A 20,010-nucleotide genomic window follows, 5' to 3' on the forward strand; every position below is an offset into this window, starting at 1 on the left:
GATATGGGGATTTCGCCGGAACTACAGGCAATCTCGAATGCTTCGGACCCTGAACTGGTGCTGATCTGTGCCGCAGCGGCGGAGCGGGGTGCGGTCTTCTGCCGAGCCCTCGGCCGATCAGAGCAGTCTGAGTGGGTCGATGCCTCGCTCGCGCTTGTCTGGGCGGCAGCTGCTGGGGATTCCGTGCAGGATGACTGCGCTGAGGCGCTGGATGAGCTGGAGATGGAATCTCAGGATGACGAGGATGATTCCTCCCGTCCCGAGTTCTATGTGGCCCAATCCGTGGCGTTGGTTGGAAACGCTCTCGCGGTTGCATTGAGGCCATCCGCCGCAAAGGCCGAGATGGTTGTGAACACCATCAGGTCACTGCTCTCCATGCTCGACTTCAAGGTAGGGGGAGAGAAGCCTGTGGTCGTGAGATTTGGAGACCCCTCCCCTCCAGCGGGACCTCTTGTTCAAATGGAGATCGACGCAGAGCGTGAAGTGCTTGACCTCCTTGCTCGCGAGGCAGCGGCCTCTGGCCAAGAGGAACCTCGCGCCTCGGCTGTGGATCGAATCCAGGCATCATCGACTGAATTTGGTGGGAGGCTGGCGCCTTCCATCGAAGAAGTTGCCGCGCTTAGCAACTGGGAACTCTAGAGGCGTGCTGCGCTGCTTTCGGGGATTCCGCCAATCGGTGAGACGGTGGAGTCGAGGCTCGTGCAACTCATCTGGTTTACGCCTATGTTCATTGAGTGGCAACTGGGGCGGGCTGCCAGGAGCGAGGACGGAGCTTAGGTAGCTAACTCGCATTGCGACCGAAGTGCACGAAGCTGTTTCCAACATTCTCGGGATCCCGTAACCTAATTCTCTTCGTCTGGGGAAGTCGTAGCGGTGTCGCGTGAATGCGTGACCATGGGAATGGCCGCTGGATCCCTAGAGCGCTCGTCCCGAGAGTGCCGATCCGGGCAGCGCAACGCGGACTCGCGGTGTGAAGGGGTCAATCAATGGAAAGTCGCGTGCCGAAACTTTGATGGCGAGCCACTCAAGGTTTGCATTTGAAGGGAGAATGGTGTCGTTTCGAAAGAGTTCTGTCGCGATAGCGGGTGTGTCGGCGCTGGGTGTCCTCGGCGTGATGGCGTCTTCGGCGCAGGGGGCGGCCGAGGGTGGTGTCTCTTTCTCTGGTGTCGTGTTCAATGACGGAGAGCCGATCGTGCTGGGGATCGACAAGCAGGTGTCGGTTCCGGTCGCGTACACGGTGAAGTCGACCGTGGCCATCGACGACTGGGAGGTCGACGCGTACCGGGGCACGTTCGGCACCAACGAGTACGTCCTGTCTTCCGGGGGCTGGACCCGCATCAGCTGTTCGAAGTCGACGAGTGACGGGGTCACGTACCGGACGTGCAAGGAGACGCACTACATCGATCCGGACGACGTGGACTCCGGTGACACCGGCCATCTGCGCAACGGCGACGCCGGTGACTGGAACATGTACGGAACGGCGTTCAAGACCAACGGCAGTTGGGACACCGACAAGCTCTCGGCAACCGTCCGGCTCCAGCGGGCCTCGCGCATCGTGAACATGAACGCGAGTCCGGAGCCGGTCGCCAAGGGCGAGATGATCAGTGTCAAGGGTACGGTGCAGCGGGCGAACTGGACCTACGACCGTTACGAAAATTACGGCGGGCGGCTGGTCAAGCTTCAGTTCAAGCCTGTGGGCAGCTCGTCGTACACGACGGTCAAGACCGTGACCGCGAGCAGTACGGGCGCGCTGAAGACCACCATCACCTCGACGCAGGACGGCACCTGGCGCTGGCGTTACAGCGGTAACAGCACCACCGGTGCGCGCAACTCCGCGGCTGATTACGTAGACGTGCAGTAAGCGCCACTGCGCTACCCGCGTGTCCGCATCGAAGGTGGCGGTGAGCGGTTGCGTAGGTCGGAGCGGTGACGACCATGCTGTCGTCCGCTGACGCCGCCTGCGGCTTTCGTCTAGGGCCTCCGACCTGCGTCGGAGGCCCTTGTCTTGTCGTCCTCGGCGAAGAGGAGGGTGGGTTCGGCCAGGATGTCGCGGTCGGTCTCGCTCTTGTAGATTTCGTCGACGCTGCCGAAGCGGGCTTCGGCGTAGTCGAGGTCGACCAGGGCGGCCGCCTGGCGGACCGAAGCCTCGTCGGGTCCTTCGATCTCGACGAAGGTGGGGAGGTCGGGCCAGGTGTCGAAGTCGAAGGCGACCTCGCCCAAGCGCCACTCCTCGCGGTAGTTCTCCTGCTAGCGAACCTCGCGCAGGCCGAGGTGGCGGAGGATGTCGGCCATGGCGTGGAGGTCGGTGACCTCGGTCTCGATCTCGGTGGTGCCGTCGATCGTGGTGGAGTCGGTGACCTGCTTGAGCGTGAGGGTGGAGCGGGTGCCTTCGTCGCGGAGGCGGACCCACTGGCCGTTGTCGAGGGCGTCGTTCCCGAAGATCTTGCGGGTGAGGAGGGTCCGGGGGAATGCCTGCGTGGCGCCGAGGGCGGTCAGCTTGGACTGGAGGTCGGCCACGTCGACGGACAGGAACTTGGCCTCGTACTCGTGCTTCATGGTCCTCTTCTTCGGTTGTCCCAGTCCATGCACGCGAGCGTTGCAGCGACCACTTGAGATCACCGGCGGCATTCTCCGTAAGTGCTGATCCTGCCGTGATCGACGAGGGCCGTTTCCGGTGGTCCACTGCCCGCGGACGACGTCCCTGTCTGACATGCCTGTCCGGTCGGGACTCAGAGGATGTCCCCCTCGGGAAGGCGGCGGCGGTGTGGTGCTGCAGGGCAATGCGAGCTCTTTACCCTGGCCGACCTGGTCCCACGGCTCATCGGTCGACCCGGTTGGAGTCGGTGAGTGCACCGGACTTGACGGTCCCTATGAGGTGGGCGAGGCGGGAGGGGGAGGTGGTGATGACCTCGTCGGGGGTGTCGCTTTCGCGGATGCGGAGCGTGCCGTCGGGGGAGGCGGCCAGGTAGAGGCAGTTGCCGGATTCATCACCGCTGAAGGATGACTTCTGCCAAGCGAGGCGGGGCACTTCGGGCCTTTCTAGAGGTCGTACAAGAGGTGCTGGATCAGTGTCAGCGAGTCTGGTACCGCATGGGACTCGGGGGCGGTGGAGGGATCGACTGGGGCGAGCGCAGATTTCCTCAACTGGTCGAAGACCGCGTGGTATTGGGACAAGTATCCCTGCGTGTCACGGTAGATCGGTTCGTTCGGATGCTCCAGTACGACGGTGGCCAGTTCCTCGACGTGCGGTGCCGCATACAGGAAAGGGGTGCTCACGCCCGGAAACGTCCGGGCGCGAAACGGGAAGACCTGGATGATCACGTTCGGCAGCCTGGCCAGCTCGATGAGATGGAGGAGCTGCGCCCGCATGACCTCGGGCCCGCCGTAATGCATGCGTAGGGCCGCCTCGTGAATCACGGCGTGCACGGTGGGGGCGTGCTCGCCTGTGAGGATCTTCTGTCGTTCCAGACGGAAGGCGATGGCGTCCTCGGGGGTGGCATGCCTTGGCCGTACGTCGCTGAACAGGGCTCGGATGTACGCCTCGGTCTGGAACAGGCCAGGGATGAGCAGAGGCTCGTACGAGCAGAGGCTTGCCGAGCCGGCTTCCATCTCCGCGAGGTTGAGTGCGTAGAGCGTGACCCGCCCTCGGTATGCGCTCCACCACCCCTTGCCGTTGGACTCCGACAATGCGACCAGGGACTCCACATATGGAGCAGAGTTGACCCCGTAGTGCGCGCAGAGACGGCGAAGGCGATCGGTAGTGATGGCTGTGCGGCCCGCTTCGATATGGCTGAGGAACGGGGCCTTGAAGCCTGCGACGGCGGCTGCTTCGGACGTGGTGATGCCGCAGTGGTCACGAAGTCGCCGCAGCTCGGCTCCGAGTCGGCGTTGCCGCTCGCTGATCTGAGTTCGCAGCGCCAAGAGGCCGTCTCCTTCTGCGAGTTGGGTGTCACTCATTCGAGAGAGTAGGTTGCAATTCTGCTCTCCATTTTCCTACCGTCAGTATGGCAATCAGCACGCGGCGTGCGCAGCCGAGTTGTGGAGGCCCGCCATGCGCCCCGTGCCGTCGACACCCTGTCCAGGGCGGAGGTCCACATGAACGAGGACAACTGGGAGTACAGCATCCAAATCCCGTACAGCCCCCGTGCTGTCGGTGTCGCGCGTGGCGCTCTGCGTCTGATTCTCCGGGCGCACGAACTCGGGGAACTCCTCGTCACAGCCGAACTGTTGGCCACTGAGCTGGTGGGGTCACTACTCCGTGGGGCTGTCCTGCCCTGGTGGGAAGCTCGTCTGGTGTGAGCTGGGCGGTTGATGACGCGTGGAGGCGGAAGGAGCTCAGGTGGGTGAGATTGAGGTCAGCCCGCTCAGTAGGAGTCGGGTGAAGTCGCGGGCCCAGTTCGCGTCGACGGGCTTTGAGCTGACCAGGGTGCGATGCACCACCGCGCCTGCGATCACGTCGAAGATCAGGTCCGAACCGCGGGCCGCTGTCTCCGGGTCGTTCTCCATCGGTAGCTCCCCTCGGGCCTGGGCGCGGGCGCGCCCCTCCATGACGAGGTGCTTCTGGCGGTCGACGATCGACGAGCGGATGCGGTCACGCAGAGCGGCATCGCGGGTTGACTCGGCGACCACGGCCATCAGTGCGGTCTTGGTCTCCGGGCGCTCCAGGAGCGCGGCGAACTGCAGGACCATGCCCTCCACATCGGCGGCAAGGCTTCCCCGGTTGGGCAGTTCGAGTTCGTCGAAGAGCACCGCGACCGCGTCGACCACGAGCTCGTTCTTTCCTGCCCACCGCCGGTACAGCGTCGTCTTGGCCACACCGGCGCGTGCGGCTACATCCCCCATTGTCAGCTTTGCCCAGCCCAGCTCCACCAGGGCAGCCCGGGTCGCCTTGAGGATCGAGGTGTCGACCGCGGTGCTACGGGGGCGGCCGATCCGTGAGCCGGAGGTGGTGGGCATGGGGCCGACCATACTCAGTGGTCCTGCGGGAGCAGTGAGGGAGATCACCGGTCCTGTCGGCCCGAGGTGCCCGCAGGGCAGTTACGCTACGACCCGTAGCGAAACCTCATGCGTGAGGCGAGCGACAACCACTGGCGTCAGGGTGGGGACCCGGCGCCGATCCCGATCTTCCTCGGGACTTCAGTTCTCGGACTGTCCGTGTGCCCCGCAATCCGGCGGGCGGCCGCAGGCGATCGTGTTCCCTGACGCGTGTTCTTTCGGGCAAGGCGGTCTGTGGTAGTGAAGGTCACGAGGATCGCGTATGCGAAGGATCTCAATCGGGGCAAGTACCAGGCGCTGGCGGAGCAGGCCCGGCGGCTCGGGCGCGTACGGACGCTGGTATGGGACCGGTTCGGCTCTCTCGCCGGGGTGGGTCTTTCTGATCGCGTGATCCGCGACGCATGGATGGCGGACGGTACTGCTTCGACGTTCGACGTCGGGGCCAATGCCTGGAAAGAGACCGTCCGGGACGCGGTGGCCGACATCCGGGCCAGCCGCGAGTCCGCCAAGGTCCGGGTCCGCAGGGCGGTGCATAGCCGCATCTCTGACGAGAACGAGCGCAAGCGACTGTTCACTCTGCTCAAGAACGACGGGTGGCGCGGCGATGCGTATCTGTCGCGGTTGATGCGTCGCCACTGGAAGCGCGGCCGCAATCACACTGCGAATCAGATCGTGGTCCGAGCCGACAAGTACCGGACATTCGTCCTGTCTGAGGGCGGGAACGTCTGGCTGAGCATTCCCGGTCTTCCTGGAGCGTGCCAGGTGCGGATCCCGTTGAACACCTCCGTCGCGCCGACCGGCAGGCTTCGGCTGATCCTGCGGGGCGGCCGTGTCGAGATCCACTTTCAGGTCGACGCCTCCGCCATGCGCTCCACTGCTCGTCCCCACGGCTCCGTGAAGATCGGCGTCGACAAGGGGTACACCGAGGTCCTGGTCGACTCGGAGCGTGAGCATCATGGCAGAGGCCTGGGCCGCTTGCTGGCCGACGAGTCCGACCACCGCAAGGTCAAGAACCAGCGCCGCTCCAAACTGCGGGCCGTCGCCGAGAAGGCCCGTGAACGTGGCGATCACGCGAAGGCCGAGCGCATCCGGAAGCACAATCTCGGCACCCGGAAACGAGAGCGCCGCACGGCCCGCTTCATGGCAAGGGTACGTACCCTGACATATGAGGCTGTGCACGCGGTCGTCGACAAAGCCCACACCGTCGTGGCCGAAGACCTCAGCAGGCCCTTCTCGGGCCACGCGAGACGGGACAAGGGAATGAACCGACGCCTGGCCGCCTGGACCAGAGGACTCACGGCCCGGGCCCTTCATGACGTGTCGGAGCGCAGAGGTTCTGTGCTCGTCCTCGTCAACGCCGCCTACACCTCACAAGTCGACCCCACGACGGCCGCATTCGCCGTACGACGTGGGGACCGGCTTTACTGCCCCGGCGGGGTGGTGTGGCAGGTGGACGAGGCCGCCGCGGTCAACATCCTGCATCGAGAGGGTGACCCCGACATCACCCTGTTCACCCCGCACCGGCGGGTCAGACAGATCTTGCAGGCACGGACCGACCGCCAACGGACCAGACTGCCGGTCCAGGACTCCAACGCCTGCCCCGGCGGGCGTGGAGAGCGAAGCATCTGAAATGCTCCCACTGAGTAGCACGTAGGAAGCAGGATGTAGCCATGCAGCCTAGGAACATGTCCATGAGCGGCGTCATCGACCTCGCCGCGGTGAAGGCGGCCCAGGAGGCCAAGGCGAAGGCGGAGCAGGCGCGCGCCGAAGCGGTCCGGCACGGCGGGGGCGGAGCCGTGTCCCCCGCGAGCCTCGTCATCGATGTCGACGAGGCGGGTTTCGAGCGCGACGTACTGCAGCGCTCCACCGAGGTCCCGGTCGTCATCGACTTCTGGGCCGAGTGGTGCCAGCCGTGCAAGCAGCTCGGTCCGCTTCTCGAGCGGCTGGCGCTGGAGTACAACGGGCGCTTCGTGCTGGCCAAGGTCGATGTCGACGCCAACCAGATGCTTATGCAGCAGTTCGGGATCCAGGGCATCCCGGCGGTCTTCGCGGTGGTGGCCGGCCAGGCCCTGCCGCTCTTCCAGGGGGCGGCCCCCGAGGAGCAGATCCGGGGGACCCTGGACCAGCTGATCCAGGTCTCCGAGGAGCGCTTCGGCCTGACCGGTCTCACGGTCGACGCGGACGCGCAGGGCGGCGAGGTCGTGGCGCCCCCGGTGCCCGCGGGCCCGTACGACGCACTGCTCGAGGCCGCGGTGCAGGCACTGGACGCGGGCGATCTCGGCGGTGCCGTCCAGGCGTACAAGAACGTCCTCGCCGACGACCCGGGCAACACGGAGGCCAAGCTCGGCCTGGCCCAGGCCGAACTGCTGAAGCGCGTGCAGGACCTGGACCCGCAGCAGGTGCGCAAGGACGCGGCCGACAAGCCCGGCGACGTGGCGGCGCAGATCGCCGCGGCGGACCTGGATCTGGTCGGCGGTCATGTGGAGGACGCCTTCGGCCGGCTCATCGACACGGTGCAGCGCACGGCGGGTGACGACCGGGACGCGGTGCGGCTGCGGCTTCTCGAGCTCTTCGAGGTCGTCGGTTCGGACGATCCCCGCGTGGCGACGGCCCGGCGGGCGCTGGCGCGGGCGTTGTTCTGACCTTCCCGCAAGCTCTCGGCTTCTCCCCCAGCGCCTTGAGGGCCTGGGAGGTACCCCCAGAGCAGAGGGGACTCCACTGAGCGCTGGGGCCGCGATGTCCCAGTGAAAAACTTGCTGACGCGTGATCAGAGTGGCCGCGTTTTACCAAAACTTGGTAAACGCGGCCACTGTTACTCCAAGTAAGTCGGGGCCTGATTTCTGTCCGGTTCTGCCCGATGATCTACCGAAGTGTCAATACCTTGGGCGGCACCCTGTGTCGCCATTTGATACCCGCCGGTACTGGTTCGGTTATACCTCCGTTACTAGTGAGTAACGAACCCCCTTGTGCGGGCGCCGAGAATGCACCACGATCGGCCACGCTCGGTCCATTGCCTTCAGCCCGACAGCCAGTCGAGCAAAGGGTTTTCTGGGTCCCCACCGAGCAGCCGGCGCAGTGGCGCCGGCTCGGGACAGGGGGGTCTCCGTCGTCCGGCGGAGCCTGTCCGGCAGGTTGTGCGTGATGAGTTCAGGCGCGACCAGTGGTTGTCGCTCGGGGGTGATCGCCGGTGATTCGGGTGCCGACAGCGCCTCGAAGCGGCGCTCTCCTTCCCGAGGACGTAGCACTTCTCCCATCCCAGGTCGGGCCCTGGCGCACGGCCGGAGATGTACGTCCGAGAAGGAGGAAATATGGAGTCCCAGGTGCGTGGCGGGACCAGATGGAAGCGGTTCGCGGTGGTGATGGTGCCCAGCGTGGCCGCCACCGCGTGCATAGGTGTCGGCCTGGCGCAGGGCGCGCTCGCAGCGTCGTTCAGCGTCTCCGGCCAGTCGTTCAAGGTGACGACCGACCGGCTCGTGGGTGAGGGCTTCTCCCAGTACGGCGCCCTTGAGGATGGCTACACGCTCAAGGGCGAGAAGGTGAAGCACCCGGTTGCGGTGTCCGGCTTCAAGACCGCGACGATCACTGGCATGTGCCAGTCCGTGGTCACCCCGAACGTGCCGGTGCTCGGTTCCGTCAGCCTGAAGCTGACGGCCGGTGACGGCGGCACGCCGGTCAAGGCGCAGAACCTGTACATCGACGTCGCCGAGCTCGAGGCCGACGCCACGTTCAAGAACATCGACATCGGTGTCGCCGCCAAGGACGCCACCAAGGGCCCGGGCATAGCCAAGGGGGAAGTCGAGCAGCAAAAGACGAACCCCTTCGGATTCGCCCAGCAGGCCGACGAGGTCGTGCTGGAGGACGTGAAGCAGACGGCGTGGGCCACCACTGCCGGAACCTTCAAGCTCAGCGGTCTCAAGATGTCGCTGTCCACGGGCGTCAAGGAGTGCTACTAGGCACTCCGGTGGCGGGCGGGGGAGTCTGCGGCTGTCCCGCCCGTCCGCTCGGGCCTGCCCTCACGCGCGGCAACACCCCTTAATCCAGCCTTCACTTCCCACAGCAACGCCGTTCCAGGGAGCTGTTTTCCATGAGCGCCGACACTCCGGCCACGCGCGGCCGATTCACCGACTGGCGGCTGCGGTTCCGCGCCTGGCGTGGCGATCGACCGTTCTGGGCCGGCCTGTTCATCCTGTTCGGTGGATTCCCGATCGCCTACTTCCCGTACGCGAACCTCCAGCTCGGTCATGTGACGCTGGCGATGGCCACCACCGCGGGTGCGGGGTCCCTGATCATCGGTGTGCTGCTGATCGTGCTCGGCATAAGCCTGTGGTTCCAGAAGCACGTCCGGGTCTTCGCGGGTGTCGCGGCGATTCTGCTGGCGTTGGTCTCGATCCCGGTGTCCAACCTCGGCGGCTTCGTGATCGGCTTCCTGTTCGCGCTGATCGGCGGTGCCATGGCCATCGCCTGGGCGCCTGGCGCGCCGCCCGCCTCCGGGCAGGGGGTCGAGCCGACGATCGCGCCGGAGGGCGGGGTGCCGGACAGCACGGCCATGGACATGAGCAAGTCGAACGACGTGTCAGGAACGATCCCGGCCACCGGGGCGAACGGGAGGCACAGTGCCGGCTGACGAGGTGACCCACGGGACTGAGGTGGACGAGTCCCGTGTGAGAACCGGGCCGCGCCACGCGGCACCCAAGAAGCCGCTGTTCACCAGGTTCCACATGCCGGCCGGCAAGGCGATAGCCATGGCCGCGATGCCGACGGCTGTCCTCATGGGCATGGGGTTCACGCCGACGCTCGCCCGCGCCGACGACCAGCCGTCGACGAAGAACCTGACGGTCGACGAGTACCAGAACTGTGTCGAGGCGCTGGAAGACGCCGCGGACGGCAAGGACGCGTCGGCCACGCCGTCGCCCTCCGCCTCCGCATCGGAGAGCGCCACCGAGTCCGATGACAAGGCGGAGCCGACCCCGTCGGCGTCCAAGGAGACGTCGTCTTCGTCGGATTCAGGTTCCGACGAGGAGGCCGAGCCCGCGCCGTCCGCGTCCTCGTCCTCCGCGAGCACGTCGGACCAGTCGTCGGACAGCGGTACGTCCACGGCTGCGCCGGCGCCCTCGGCGTCCGCGAGCGGCGACAATCTGCTGGACTCCATCGGCGACGCGATCAAGGACGTCTTCGAGGGCGGCAGCGACCCCTCGGCGAGCGCCTCGCCCACGCCGACCCCTTCGGCCTCCGCGGGCCAGGACACATCCGGCGACGACGCGTCCGACACCGTCAAGGACACCGTCGACAAGGTCACCGGGACGGTCGAGGACACCGTCAAGGACACGACCGACGCGGCGTCCAAGGCGGCCGAGGACACCACGGAGAAGGTCACGGAGGCGGCCACCGCGTCGCCCAGCCCCACCACGGACGCGGAGGACTGCCCGGCCGCCACCGACGAGGAGGGCGGCGTCGAGAAGATCGTGGCCCTGCCGGACGACCCCTGGTACCTGGACGCCAGCTCGCTGCTGCTCAAGGGCGCCGACTACCAGGGCATCGTCAAGGTGAAGACCGCCAACGGCACGGTCAAGGAGGTCCTGAAGTACGTCATCTCCGACGGCACGGACATCGGCGACCTGCACCAGACGGTCAAGGACAACCGGGCCGGCAGGACCTATCACGTGCAGGCGGCCAAGGGCTCGACGTCCACCATCCGCGACGGTAAGACGGTCATGTACACGGAGAGCATCTCCGGGAACCTGTTCGGCCTGGTGCCGATCACGTTCAGCCCGGAGAACCCGCCCCCGCTGAACATCCCGCTGATCTACTTCACCAAGGTGAAGGTCGTGCAGGCCGGCCAGTTCGGCGGCACCCTGCACGTACCGGGACTGCACCAGTACACGACCGACCTGAACTGACCGGCCACCGGCCGCAGCCGCGGCCGTCGAGCCGTAGGAGCGCGACACCGGCTATGGCGCTCCGGAGGCGAATCGAGCTCATACCAACAGAACCCGTCCGGGAGCCGCACACAGCTGAGGGCGCCCCCTGCCACAGGGGGCGCCCTCAGCCGTGTGCGGTGCGGGATCAGGTCCGTGTGCCGCTGCCCAGGTGGTGGACCCGGACCATGTTCGTGGTGCCGGGGACGCCGGGGGGCGAGCCGGCGGTCATGACCATGATGTCGCCCTCGTTGTAGCGCTGGAGCTTGAGCAGCTCGGCGTCGACGAGGTCGACCATCGCGTCCGTGTTGGCCACGTGCGGGACGACGAACGACTCCACGCCCCAGCTCAGCGCGAGCTGGTTGCGGGTGGACTCCTCCGTGGTGAAGGCCATGATCGGCTGGGAGGCGCGGTAGCGGCACAGCCTGCGGGCGGTGTCACCGGACTTGGTGAAGGCGACCAGCGCCTTGCCGCCCAGGAAGTCCGCGATCTCGCACGCGGCGCGGGCCACCGAACCACCCTGCGTACGCGGCTTCTTGCCGGGCACCAGCGGCTGCAGGCCCTTCGAGAGCAGCTCCTGCTCGGCCGCCACGACGATCTTCGACATCGTCTTCACGGTCTCGATCGGGAACGCGCCGACGGACGACTCGGCCGACAGCATGACCGCGTCCGTGCCGTCCAGGATCGCGTTGGCGACGTCGGACGCCTCGGCGCGCGTGGGGCGGGAGTTGGTGATCATCGACTCCATCATCTGGGTCGCGACGATCACCGGCTTGGCGTTGCGGCGGCACAGCTCGATGAGGCGCTTCTGCACCATGGGGACCTTCTCGAGCGGGTATTCGACGGCCAGGTCACCGCGGGCGACCATCACGGCGTCGAACGCCATCACGACGTCCTCCATGTTCTCGACCGCCTGCGGCTTCTCCACCTTGGCGATGACGGGGACCCGGCGGCCCTCCTCGTCCATCACCCGGTGCACGTCCTTGACGTCGTTGGCGTCGCGGACGAAGGAGAGCGCGACCATGTCGCAGCCCATGCGCAGCGCGAAGCGGAGGTCGTCGATGTCCTTCTCGGACAGCGCCGGGACGTTCACGTGGGCGCCGGGCAGGTTGATGCCCTTGTGATCGGAGATGACGCCGCCCTCGATGACGACCGTCCGGACGCGGGCGCCCTCGACCTCGACGACCTTCAGTTCGACGTTGCCGTCGTTGATCAGGATCGGGTCGCCCTTGGAGACGTCGCCGGGCAGCCCCTTGTAGGTCGTGCCGCAGATCGACTTGTCGCCCGGGACGTCCTCGGTGGTGATGGTGAACTCGTCACCGCGCACCAGCTCGACGGGGCCCTCGGCGAAGGTCTCCAGGCGGATCTTGGGGCCTTGGAGGTCGGCGAGGACGCCGACGGCCTTGCCGGTCTCCTTGGCGGCGGCGCGAACGCGGTCGTACCGCCCCTGGTGCTCGGCGTGCGAGCCGTGGCTGAAGTTGAAGCGGGCCACGTTCATGCCGGCTTCGATCAGCGCGACGAGTTTGTCGTGGGAGTCGACGGCGGGGCCCAGCGTGCAGACGATTTTCGAACGGCGCATGGGGGCGATCCTATCGGTTTGTTTCGCTTCGGAATATTCCATCTGGCGGAAGATACAAATGGGCGAATGTGCGCTCAGGCGTTGCCATTCTCAGTCCTCGCGGGTGTGACAAGTGCGTAGCTCTGGCGTGCGATCTCCAGCTCCTCGTCGGTCGGCACCACGGCGACCGCCACGCGCGCGTACTCGGGCGAGATCAGCCGCGGCGCGTCGGCCCTGGCGGCGTTCAGCTCACTGTCGACCGCCAGGCCCAGCTCTTCCAGGCCCGTGACAGCGGCTTCCCGCACCGGGGCCGCGTTCTCGCCCACACCCGCGGTGAACGCCACCGCGTCCACCCTGCCCAGTACCGCGTAGTAGGCGCCGATGTACTTCTTCAGCCGGTGGATGTAGATGTCGAAGGCGAGCCGCGCTTGTTCGTCGCCTTCGTCGACTCGGCGGCGGATCTCCCGCATGTCGTTGTCACCGCACAGCCCGATCAGGCCGCTCTTCTTGTTCAGCAGTGCGTCGATCTCGTCGGCCGACATTCCGCCGACCCGCATCAGATGGAAGATGACGGCCGGGTCCAGGTCACCGGAGCGCGTACCCATCACAAGCCCCTCCAAAGGCGTCAGGCCCATGGAGGTGTCCACGCACCGCCCGCCGCGCACCGCGGACGCGGATGCGCCGTTGCCCAGGTGCAGCACGATCACGTTGACCTCGGACGGGTCCTTGCCCAGGAGCTTCGCGGTCTCGCGGGAGACGTACGCGTGCGACGTGCCGTGGAAGCCGTAGCGGCGGATGCGGTGCTCGTCGGCGGTCTTCACGTCGATCGCGTAGCGCGAGGCGGACTCCGGCATCGTCGTGTGGAAGGCGGTGTCGAAGACCGCGACCTGCGGTAGGTCCGGGCGCAGGGACTGGGCGGTGCGGATGCCGGTGAGGTTCGCCGGGTTGTGCAGCGGGGCCACCGGGATCAGCCGCTCGATCTCGGCGAGCACCGCGTCGTCGATCACGGTCGGCTCGGTGAAGTGCCTGCCGCCGTGCACCACGCGGTGACCGATCACGGCCAGCTCGGGGGAGTCCAGACCGAGCCCGTCGGCCGCCAGCTCCTCGGCGACCGCCTTGAGCGCCGCGTCGTGGTCGGCGATCGGGGCGGTGCGCTCGCGCTTCTCGCCGCCGTCGGTGAGCGGTGTGTGCACCAGGCGCGAGGTCTCCTCGCCGATCCGCTCGACCAGGCCCACGGCGAGCCGTGAGCTGTCGCTCATGTCGAGGAGCTGGTACTTCACCGACGAGGAGCCGGAGTTGAGGACGAGTACGCGAGTCGCCGCGCGGTTCTCGGACACGGATGAGGTGCTTTCTTGTGCGGAGGAGGGGGTGCTGTCGCTGTGCCGGGACGGGCCTCGCCCGGTCATGCCTTGCCGGGGCCCTGGGCCTGGATCGCCGTGATGGCGACCGTGTTCACGATGTCCTGGACGAGTGCCCCCCGGGACAGGTCGTTCACGGGCTTGCGCAGACCCTGCAGCACCGGGCCGACGGCGATCGCGCCGGCCGAACGCTGCACGGCCTTGTAGGTGTTGTTGCCGGTGTTCAGGTCCGGGAAGATCAGCACGCTGGCCTGGCCCGCGACCTCCGAACCCGGCAGCTTGGTGGCGGCCACGGAAGGCTCGACCGCCGCGTCGTACTGGATGGGCCCCTCGATCATCAGGTCGGGGCGGCGGGAGCGTACCAGCTCGGTGGCCTCGCGCACCTTGTCGACGTCCGCGCCCGAGCCCGAGGTGCCCGTCGAGTACGACAGCATCGCGATCCGCGGCTCCACGCCGAACTGGGCGGCGGTCGCGGCCGACTGGACGGCGATGTCGGCGAGCTGCTCGGCGTTCGGGTCCGGGTTCACGGCGCAGTCGCCGTAGACGAGGACCTTGTCGGCGAGGCACATGAAGAAGACCGAGGACACGATCGAGGCGTCCGGCTTGGTCTTGATGATCTCGAAGGCGGGGCGGATGGTCGCCGCGGTGGAGTGCACCGAGCCCGACACCATGCCGTCGGCCAGGCCCTGCTGGACCATCAGCGTGCCGAAGTAGTTCACGTCCGCCACGACGTCGCTCGCGAGCTCGACGGTGACGCCCTTGTGGGCGCGCAGCGCCGCGTACTCCGCGGCGAACTGCTCGCGCAGCTCGGAGGTCCCCGGATCGAGGATCTGCGCGCCGGAGAGGTCGATGCCGAGGTCGGCGGCCTTCTTGCGGATGATGTCGTCGGGGCCGAGCAGCGTCAGGTCGCACACACCGCGGCGCAGCAGCACCTCGGCCGCGTGCAGGACACGCTCCTCCGTGCCTTCCGGCAGTACGACGCGACGCCGGTCCGAGCGGGCCCGCTCCAGCAGCTTGTGCTCGAACATCATGGGCGTGACGCGGCTGCTGCTGGGCGCCGAGACCCGCTTGACCAGGTCGCTCGTGTCCACGTACCGCTCGAAGAGGCCGAGCGCCGTCTCCGCCTTGCGGGGCGTCGCGGCGTTCAACTTGCCTTCCAGCGAGAACAGTTCCGCCGCGGTGGGGAAGCTGTTGCCGGTGACCGAGATCACCGGCGTGCCGGGCGCCAGCCGGTCCGCGAGGGCCAGGACCTCCGGAGTGGGCTCCTCGCCCAGGGTGAGCAGCAGGCCCGCGATCGGCGGCGTTCCCGCGCTGTGCGAGGCCAGCGCGCCCACGACGAGGTCGGCGCGGTCGCCGGGCGTGACGACCATGCAGCCGGGCGTCAGCGCGCTCAGGAAGTTCGGCAGCATGGCGCCGCCGAAGACGAAGTCGAGCGCGTCGCGGGACAGGCCCGCGCCGTCGCCCAGGAGCACCTTGCCGCCCAGCGCGTGGGTGATCTGCGCGACCGTCGGGGCGGACAGCGCGGCGTCGTCCGGCAGGACGTAGCACGGCACCGGCAGCCGCGTGTCCACACCCCGCTGGATGACCTCGCGGTCCTCCGGCGCCACACGGTTGGCGATCATGGCGATGACGTCGCAGCCCAGCCCCTCGTACGCGCGATGGGCGTTGCGGATCTCGGCGAGCACCGACTCCGCGGACTGCTTCCTGCCGCCCACGACCGGCAGCACGGACGCGCCGAACTCGTTGGCCAGGCGGGCGTTCAGGGCCAGCTCGTCGGGGAGCTGCGTGTCGGCGAAGTCGGTGCCGAGGACGAGGACGACCTCGTAGTCCCGGGCGACCCGGTGGAACCGGTCGACGAGCCGGGAGACCAGCTCGTCGGTGCCCTGCTCGGCCTGGATCGCCGAGGCCTCCGCGTACGAGAGGCCGTAGACGGACGCCGGATCCTGCGCCAGGCGATAGCGGGCGCGGAGGAGTTCGAAGAGGCGGTCCGGGCCGTCGTGGACGAGGGGGCGGAACACGCCGACCCGGTCGACCTGGCGGGTCAGGAGCTCCATGACTCCCAGCTCGATGACCTGGCGCCCGTCGCCCCGGTCGATCCCGGTCACGTACACGCTGCGCGTCACGTGTGCTCTCCGTTTCGTCGCTGTCGTCACTTGTCGTGTTCGTCGCTGTCTGCTGGTGGCCGCCCTGGAAGCACTCGTATGCACTCGTGGTGCACATCTGCACTCGTGGTGCACATCGGAGGGGGACACTCGGATCGTGACCAGTCAGACAGAAAATACCCGATGTCGTGGGCGGTTCCCTCTTGACAATACCCTTGGGGGTGGGTAGGACGCCCGCCGGGCGAAGGGCCTGATGGGGGCGGGAGACGGTCCTCCGGACCGAGTCCGGGGGCCGGTAGGGGGGCCAACCGGCGGAAGACGCGGAGCGCCGGGGGGCGTGGAACAATCGGAATGGCTCACAAGTATCACCGGCGAGCAGGAGACACAGCACGATGCGTATCGGAGTTCTCACCGCAGGCGGCGACTGCCCGGGGCTGAACGCAGTGATCCGGTCGATTGTGCACCGGGCCGTCACCCACCACGGAGACGAGGTCATCGGCTTCGAGGACGGCTACTCGGGCCTGCTCGACGGGCGCTACCGGACTCTCGACCTCAACGCGGTCAGCGGCATCCTGGCCCGCGGCGGCACCATCCTCGGCTCCTCGCGCCTGGAGCGCGACCGGCTCCGCGAGGCCTGCGAGAACGCCCGCGACATGGCCCGCGAGTTCGGCATCGACGCCCTCATCCCGATCGGCGGCGAAGGCACGCTGACCGCCGCCCGGATGCTCTCGGACGCGGGTCTCCCCGTGGTCGGCGTGCCGAAGACCATCGACAACGACATCTCCTCCACGGACCGCACCTTCGGCTTCGACACCGCGGTCGGCGTCGCCACGGAGGCGATAGACCGCCTCAAGACCACCGCTGAGTCGCACCAGCGCGTCATGGTCGTCGAGGTCATGGGCCGCCACGCCGGCTGGATCGCGCTGGAGTCCGGAATGGCGGGCGGTGCGCACGGCATCTGCCTGCCCGAGCGGCCCTTCGACCCCGCCGACCTGGTCAAGATGGTCGAGGAACGCTTCGCGCGCGGCAAGAGGTTCGCCGTGATCTGCGTCGCTGAGGGCGCCCACCCGTCCGAGGGCACGATGGACTACGGCAAAGGCGCGATCGACAAGTTCGGGCACGAGCGTTTCCAGGGCATCGGCACCGCCCTCGCGTTCGAGCTGGAGAGGCGCCTCGGCAAGGAGGCCAAGCCGGTCATCCTCGGCCACGTCCAGCGTGGCGGCGTCCCCACCGCGTACGACAGGGTCCTCGCCACCCGCTTCGGCTGGCACGCCGTGGAGGCTGCGCACCACGGCGGCTTCGGCCATATGACGGCGCTGCGCGGCACGGACATCGCCATGGTGCCGCTCGCCGAGGCCGTCACCGAGCTGAAGACGGTGCCGAAGGACCGGATGGACGAGGCGGAGTCGGTCTTCTGAGGGGCTGGCGCCCCTGTTCTGTACGCGTCCTCGCCGGGACCCCGATACACAATGCGCATCTCCGTCGGGGCCTGCGTGTCGTGCCTGATGCCAGGTCAGTCCTGGCTCACCCAGCAGTAGTTGAACTCCGGTCGGCCGACCTGACCGTACAGCGGCCTCCTGGCCGCCTGCCCCGTCGTGACCAGGTGCTCCAGGTAACGGCGTGCCGTGATCCGGGAGATGCCCACGGACTCGGCCGCCGCCGTGGCCGTCAGACCGTCGGGGCAGTCGCGCAGGGTGCGGGAGACCCGCTCCAGCGTCGGGCCGCTGAGGCCCTTGGGGAGGGCGGCAGGACCGGGGGCCCGCAGGGTCGCCAGCGCCCGGTCCACCTCGTCCTGACCGGTGGCCTCGCCGTCCGTCGTACGGAACTCCGCGTAGCGTACGAGGCGGTCGCGCAGCGTTGCGAAAGTGAACGGCTTCAGGACGTACTGGACGACGCCCAGCGAGACGCCTTCGCGCACCACCGCGAGATCCCGCGCCGACGTCACCGCGATCACGTCGGTGTGATGGCCCGCCGCGCGCAGGGTACGGGCGAGCTGCAGACCGTGGCCGTCCGGGAGGTGCAGGTCCAGCAGGAGCAGGTCGACGTGCATGCGGTCGAGGGCGCGGCGGGCCTCGGCGGCGCTGTGGACGACTCCGGCCACGGTGAAGCCGGGGACTCGCTCCACGTAGAGGCGGTGGGCGTCCGCCGCGACGGGGTCGTCCTCGACGACCAGTACGCGGATCTCCTCCTGCGGAGTGCTCACTCTGTTCCTCCGGGGGCCGCGCCGTTTGCGGCTTCTCTTGAGTGGGTTTCCGTCTCACCCGGGGGCGCGGGAATCGCGGGCACAACGGTTGAACCGCTGTCCGCAACAGTGGGCAGCGGCAGGCTCGCCGTGAATTCTGCGCCGCCCTCGGCCGATTCCGTCACCGTCAGCGTGCCCCCGTTTCGTAGCACCGTCTGGCGGACCAGCGCCAGGCCCAGGCCGCGGCCGCCCGGGCCCGCGGGCTTGGTGGACCAGCCGCGTTGGAACACCGCTTCGGCGTGGGCCGGATCCACTCCGGGGCCGGTGTCCGATACGCGCAGGATCAGGCCGGCTTCACACGCGCGCGCCGTGACGGTCACGCGCGCGTGCAGGGACCCCTGGGCCGCGTCGACGGCGTTGTCGATGAGGTTGCCGAGAATCGTGACCAGGTCGCGGGCGGGCAGGGACTCCGGGAGGAGGCCGTCGTCGATGCTGCTGTCGTCGGACACCAGCAGTTCGACGCCCCGCTCGTTCGCCTGGGCCGCCTTGCCGAGCAGCAGCGCCGCCAGCACGGGCTCGCCGACCGCGGCGACGACCTGGTCGGTGAGCACCTGCGCCAGCTCCAGCTCGGCCGTAGCGAACTCGACGGCCTCGTCGGCCCGGCCCAGCTCGATCAGCGAAACGACGGTGTGCAGGCGGTTCGCCGCCTCGTGCGCCTGGGAGCGCAGGGCCTGAGTGAAGCCCCGCTCGGAGTCCAGCTCGCCCATCACGGCCTGCAGCTCTGTGTGGTCGCGGAGCGTCACGACCGTACCGCGGCGTTCCCCGCCGGAGACCGGCGAGGTGTTGACGACGACGACCCTGTCCGCGGTCAGATGCACCTCGTCCACGCGCGGCTCGCTGGCCAGCAGCGCGCCGGTCAGCGGGCTGGGCAGGCCGAGCTCGGCGACGTTCCTGCCGATCACGTCGTCCTCGTCGGACACGCCGAGCAGCTCCCGCCCGCCGTCGTTGATCAGCGCGATCCGCCGCTGCCCGTCCAGCATCAGCAGCCCCTCGCGGACGGCGTGCAGAGCGGCCTCGTGGTAGGCGTGCATACGGCGGAGTTCGGTCGCGTTCATGCCATGGGTGTGCCGCCGCAGCCGGGCGTTGACCACATACGTGCCGATGCCGCCCAGCACCAGAGCACCCACTGCCACGCCGAACAGCGCGGTGAGCTGGCTGCGCACCCGGGCGCTGATCTCCTCGACGGTGATGCCCGCGCTGACCAGCCCGACGATCCGCTCGCCCTTGTGAATCGGGGTGACCACGCGCACCGACGGGCCCAGGGTGCCCGTGTAGGTCTCGTAGAAGGTCTTGCCGCGCAACGCCGGCTCGATATGGCCGAGAAAGTGCTGTCCTATCTGGGCCTTGTCGGGGTGCGTCCAGCGGATGCCGTGCGTGTCCATGATCGTGACGAAGTCGACGCCGGTGCTGCGCTGCACCTCCGTCGCGTAAGGCTGGAGGACCTTCGACGGATCGTGGTCGTCCACCGCCTCCCGCACGGACGGCGCCACCGCGACCGCGCGCGCCGCCGCCCCCGCCTGGCGTTGTGCGGCCTGCTCGGCCTGGCGTCCGTCGCTGATGTACGTGAACAGCGCGCATCCGGCCACCACGACAGCGACGAGCACGACCTGCATCGCGAAGAGCTGGCCGGCCAGGCTGCGGGGGCGGGGGAAGCGCATGACAGTCAGTCTGCCTCGCGGTCCGTGCGTGAACTAAATGAACGTAAGCGTGACCGCTCTCACAGCCTGGGAGATAGTCACCGCATCGATCAGGCCAGGACGTGAGCCGCACGGACTGCGCGTAACGCGCCGAGTACCGCATGTATTGCCGTACCCACGCACGCCGACAATGTCGTCAAGGA

General features: G+C 67.9%; 16 protein-coding genes and 1 pseudogene. 8 read left to right on the forward strand and 9 right to left on the reverse strand.

Annotated features, from left to right (window positions below):
* The first annotated feature begins 3 nt into the window (after positions 1–3).
* Positions 4–639: a hypothetical protein gene (locus tag ACSMXV_RS28775; protein WP_473174096.1), complete on the forward strand. Its 636-nt coding sequence runs from the start codon at positions 4–6 to the stop codon at positions 637–639.
* A 529-nt stretch (positions 640–1,168) separates the two neighbouring features.
* Positions 1,169–1,861, forward strand: coding sequence for a hypothetical protein (locus tag ACSMXV_RS28780; protein ID WP_473174097.1), 693 nt, complete (start codon positions 1,169–1,171; stop codon positions 1,859–1,861).
* Positions 1,862–1,971: 110 nt separating this feature from the next.
* Here the strand turns inward: ACSMXV_RS28780 and ACSMXV_RS28785 are convergent.
* The 4 genes and pseudogenes from ACSMXV_RS28785 to ACSMXV_RS28800 form a co-directional block, all read right to left on the reverse strand.
* Positions 1,972–2,556: pseudogene (locus tag ACSMXV_RS28785) on the reverse strand (class IV adenylate cyclase).
* 262 nt (positions 2,557–2,818) lie between these two features.
* Complete coding sequence (locus ACSMXV_RS28790; protein ID WP_473174098.1) at positions 2,819–3,028, reverse strand: DUF397 domain-containing protein; 210 nt, start codon at positions 3,026–3,028, stop codon at positions 2,819–2,821.
* Between the two features lie 11 nt (positions 3,029–3,039).
* Positions 3,040–3,921 carry a helix-turn-helix domain-containing protein gene (locus ACSMXV_RS28795; RefSeq protein WP_473174099.1) on the reverse strand — a complete coding sequence of 294 codons (882 nt, stop codon included), beginning with the start codon at positions 3,919–3,921 and terminating at the stop codon, positions 3,040–3,042.
* A gap of 414 nt (positions 3,922–4,335) precedes the next feature.
* A complete protein-coding gene (locus ACSMXV_RS28800) occupies positions 4,336–4,956 on the reverse strand; it encodes a TetR/AcrR family transcriptional regulator (RefSeq protein WP_473174100.1) in 621 nt (206 codons plus the stop codon).
* A 279-nt stretch (positions 4,957–5,235) separates the two neighbouring features.
* Here ACSMXV_RS28800 and ACSMXV_RS28805 point away from each other — a divergent pair, with 279 nt between their 5' ends.
* From ACSMXV_RS28805 to ACSMXV_RS28825, 5 genes are all read left to right on the forward strand, one after another.
* On the forward strand, positions 5,236–6,624 hold the full coding sequence (locus ACSMXV_RS28805; protein ID WP_473174101.1) for a nuclease/transposase family protein: 1,389 nt from the start codon (positions 5,236–5,238) through the stop codon (positions 6,622–6,624).
* A gap of 41 nt (positions 6,625–6,665) precedes the next feature.
* On the forward strand, positions 6,666–7,637 hold the full coding sequence (locus tag ACSMXV_RS28810; protein WP_473174102.1) for a tetratricopeptide repeat protein: 972 nt from the start codon (positions 6,666–6,668) through the stop codon (positions 7,635–7,637).
* 666 nt (positions 7,638–8,303) lie between these two features.
* Complete coding sequence (locus ACSMXV_RS28815) at positions 8,304–8,948, forward strand: DUF6230 family protein (protein WP_181655563.1); 645 nt, start codon at positions 8,304–8,306, stop codon at positions 8,946–8,948.
* Between the two features lie 131 nt (positions 8,949–9,079).
* Positions 9,080–9,619 carry a DUF6114 domain-containing protein gene (locus tag ACSMXV_RS28820; protein WP_473174103.1) on the forward strand — a complete coding sequence of 180 codons (540 nt, stop codon included), beginning with the start codon at positions 9,080–9,082 and terminating at the stop codon, positions 9,617–9,619.
* Entirely contained in the window at positions 9,609–10,892 is a 1,284-nt protein-coding gene (locus tag ACSMXV_RS28825; protein WP_473174104.1) for a hypothetical protein, read from the forward strand. The genes ACSMXV_RS28820 and ACSMXV_RS28825 overlap by 11 nt, the downstream gene beginning before the upstream one ends.
* 166 nt (positions 10,893–11,058) lie before the next feature.
* On the opposite strand, the gene pyk is transcribed toward ACSMXV_RS28825, so the two are convergent.
* The 3 genes from pyk to pta form a co-directional block, all read right to left on the reverse strand.
* On the reverse strand, positions 11,059–12,489 hold the full coding sequence (pyk, locus tag ACSMXV_RS28830) for a pyruvate kinase (RefSeq protein WP_473174105.1): 1,431 nt from the start codon (positions 12,487–12,489) through the stop codon (positions 11,059–11,061).
* Positions 12,490–12,563: 74 nt separating this feature from the next.
* The gene (locus ACSMXV_RS28835; protein WP_473174106.1) at positions 12,564–13,805 is read right to left on the reverse strand and encodes an acetate kinase; all 1,242 of its coding nucleotides are present in this window, start codon (positions 13,803–13,805) and stop codon (positions 12,564–12,566) included.
* A gap of 65 nt (positions 13,806–13,870) precedes the next feature.
* Positions 13,871–15,949, reverse strand: coding sequence for a phosphate acetyltransferase (gene pta / locus ACSMXV_RS28840; RefSeq protein WP_473174107.1), 2,079 nt, complete (start codon positions 15,947–15,949; stop codon positions 13,871–13,873).
* Between the two features lie 371 nt (positions 15,950–16,320).
* Here pta and ACSMXV_RS28845 point away from each other — a divergent pair, with 371 nt between their 5' ends.
* Positions 16,321–17,346, forward strand: coding sequence for an ATP-dependent 6-phosphofructokinase (locus ACSMXV_RS28845; RefSeq protein WP_473174108.1), 1,026 nt, complete (start codon positions 16,321–16,323; stop codon positions 17,344–17,346).
* Between the two features lie 95 nt (positions 17,347–17,441).
* Here ACSMXV_RS28845 and ACSMXV_RS28850 read toward each other — a convergent pair whose 3' ends face one another.
* Both ACSMXV_RS28850 and ACSMXV_RS28855 read right to left on the reverse strand, forming a co-directional pair.
* Entirely contained in the window at positions 17,442–18,131 is a 690-nt protein-coding gene (locus ACSMXV_RS28850; protein ID WP_473174109.1) for a response regulator, read from the reverse strand.
* The gene (locus ACSMXV_RS28855) at positions 18,128–19,828 is read right to left on the reverse strand and encodes a sensor histidine kinase (protein WP_473174110.1); all 1,701 of its coding nucleotides are present in this window, start codon (positions 19,826–19,828) and stop codon (positions 18,128–18,130) included. The genes ACSMXV_RS28850 and ACSMXV_RS28855 overlap by 4 nt, the downstream gene beginning before the upstream one ends.
* Positions 19,829–20,010 lie beyond the last annotated feature (182 nt).

The organism is Streptomyces sp. DSM 42067 (assembly GCF_055792885.1).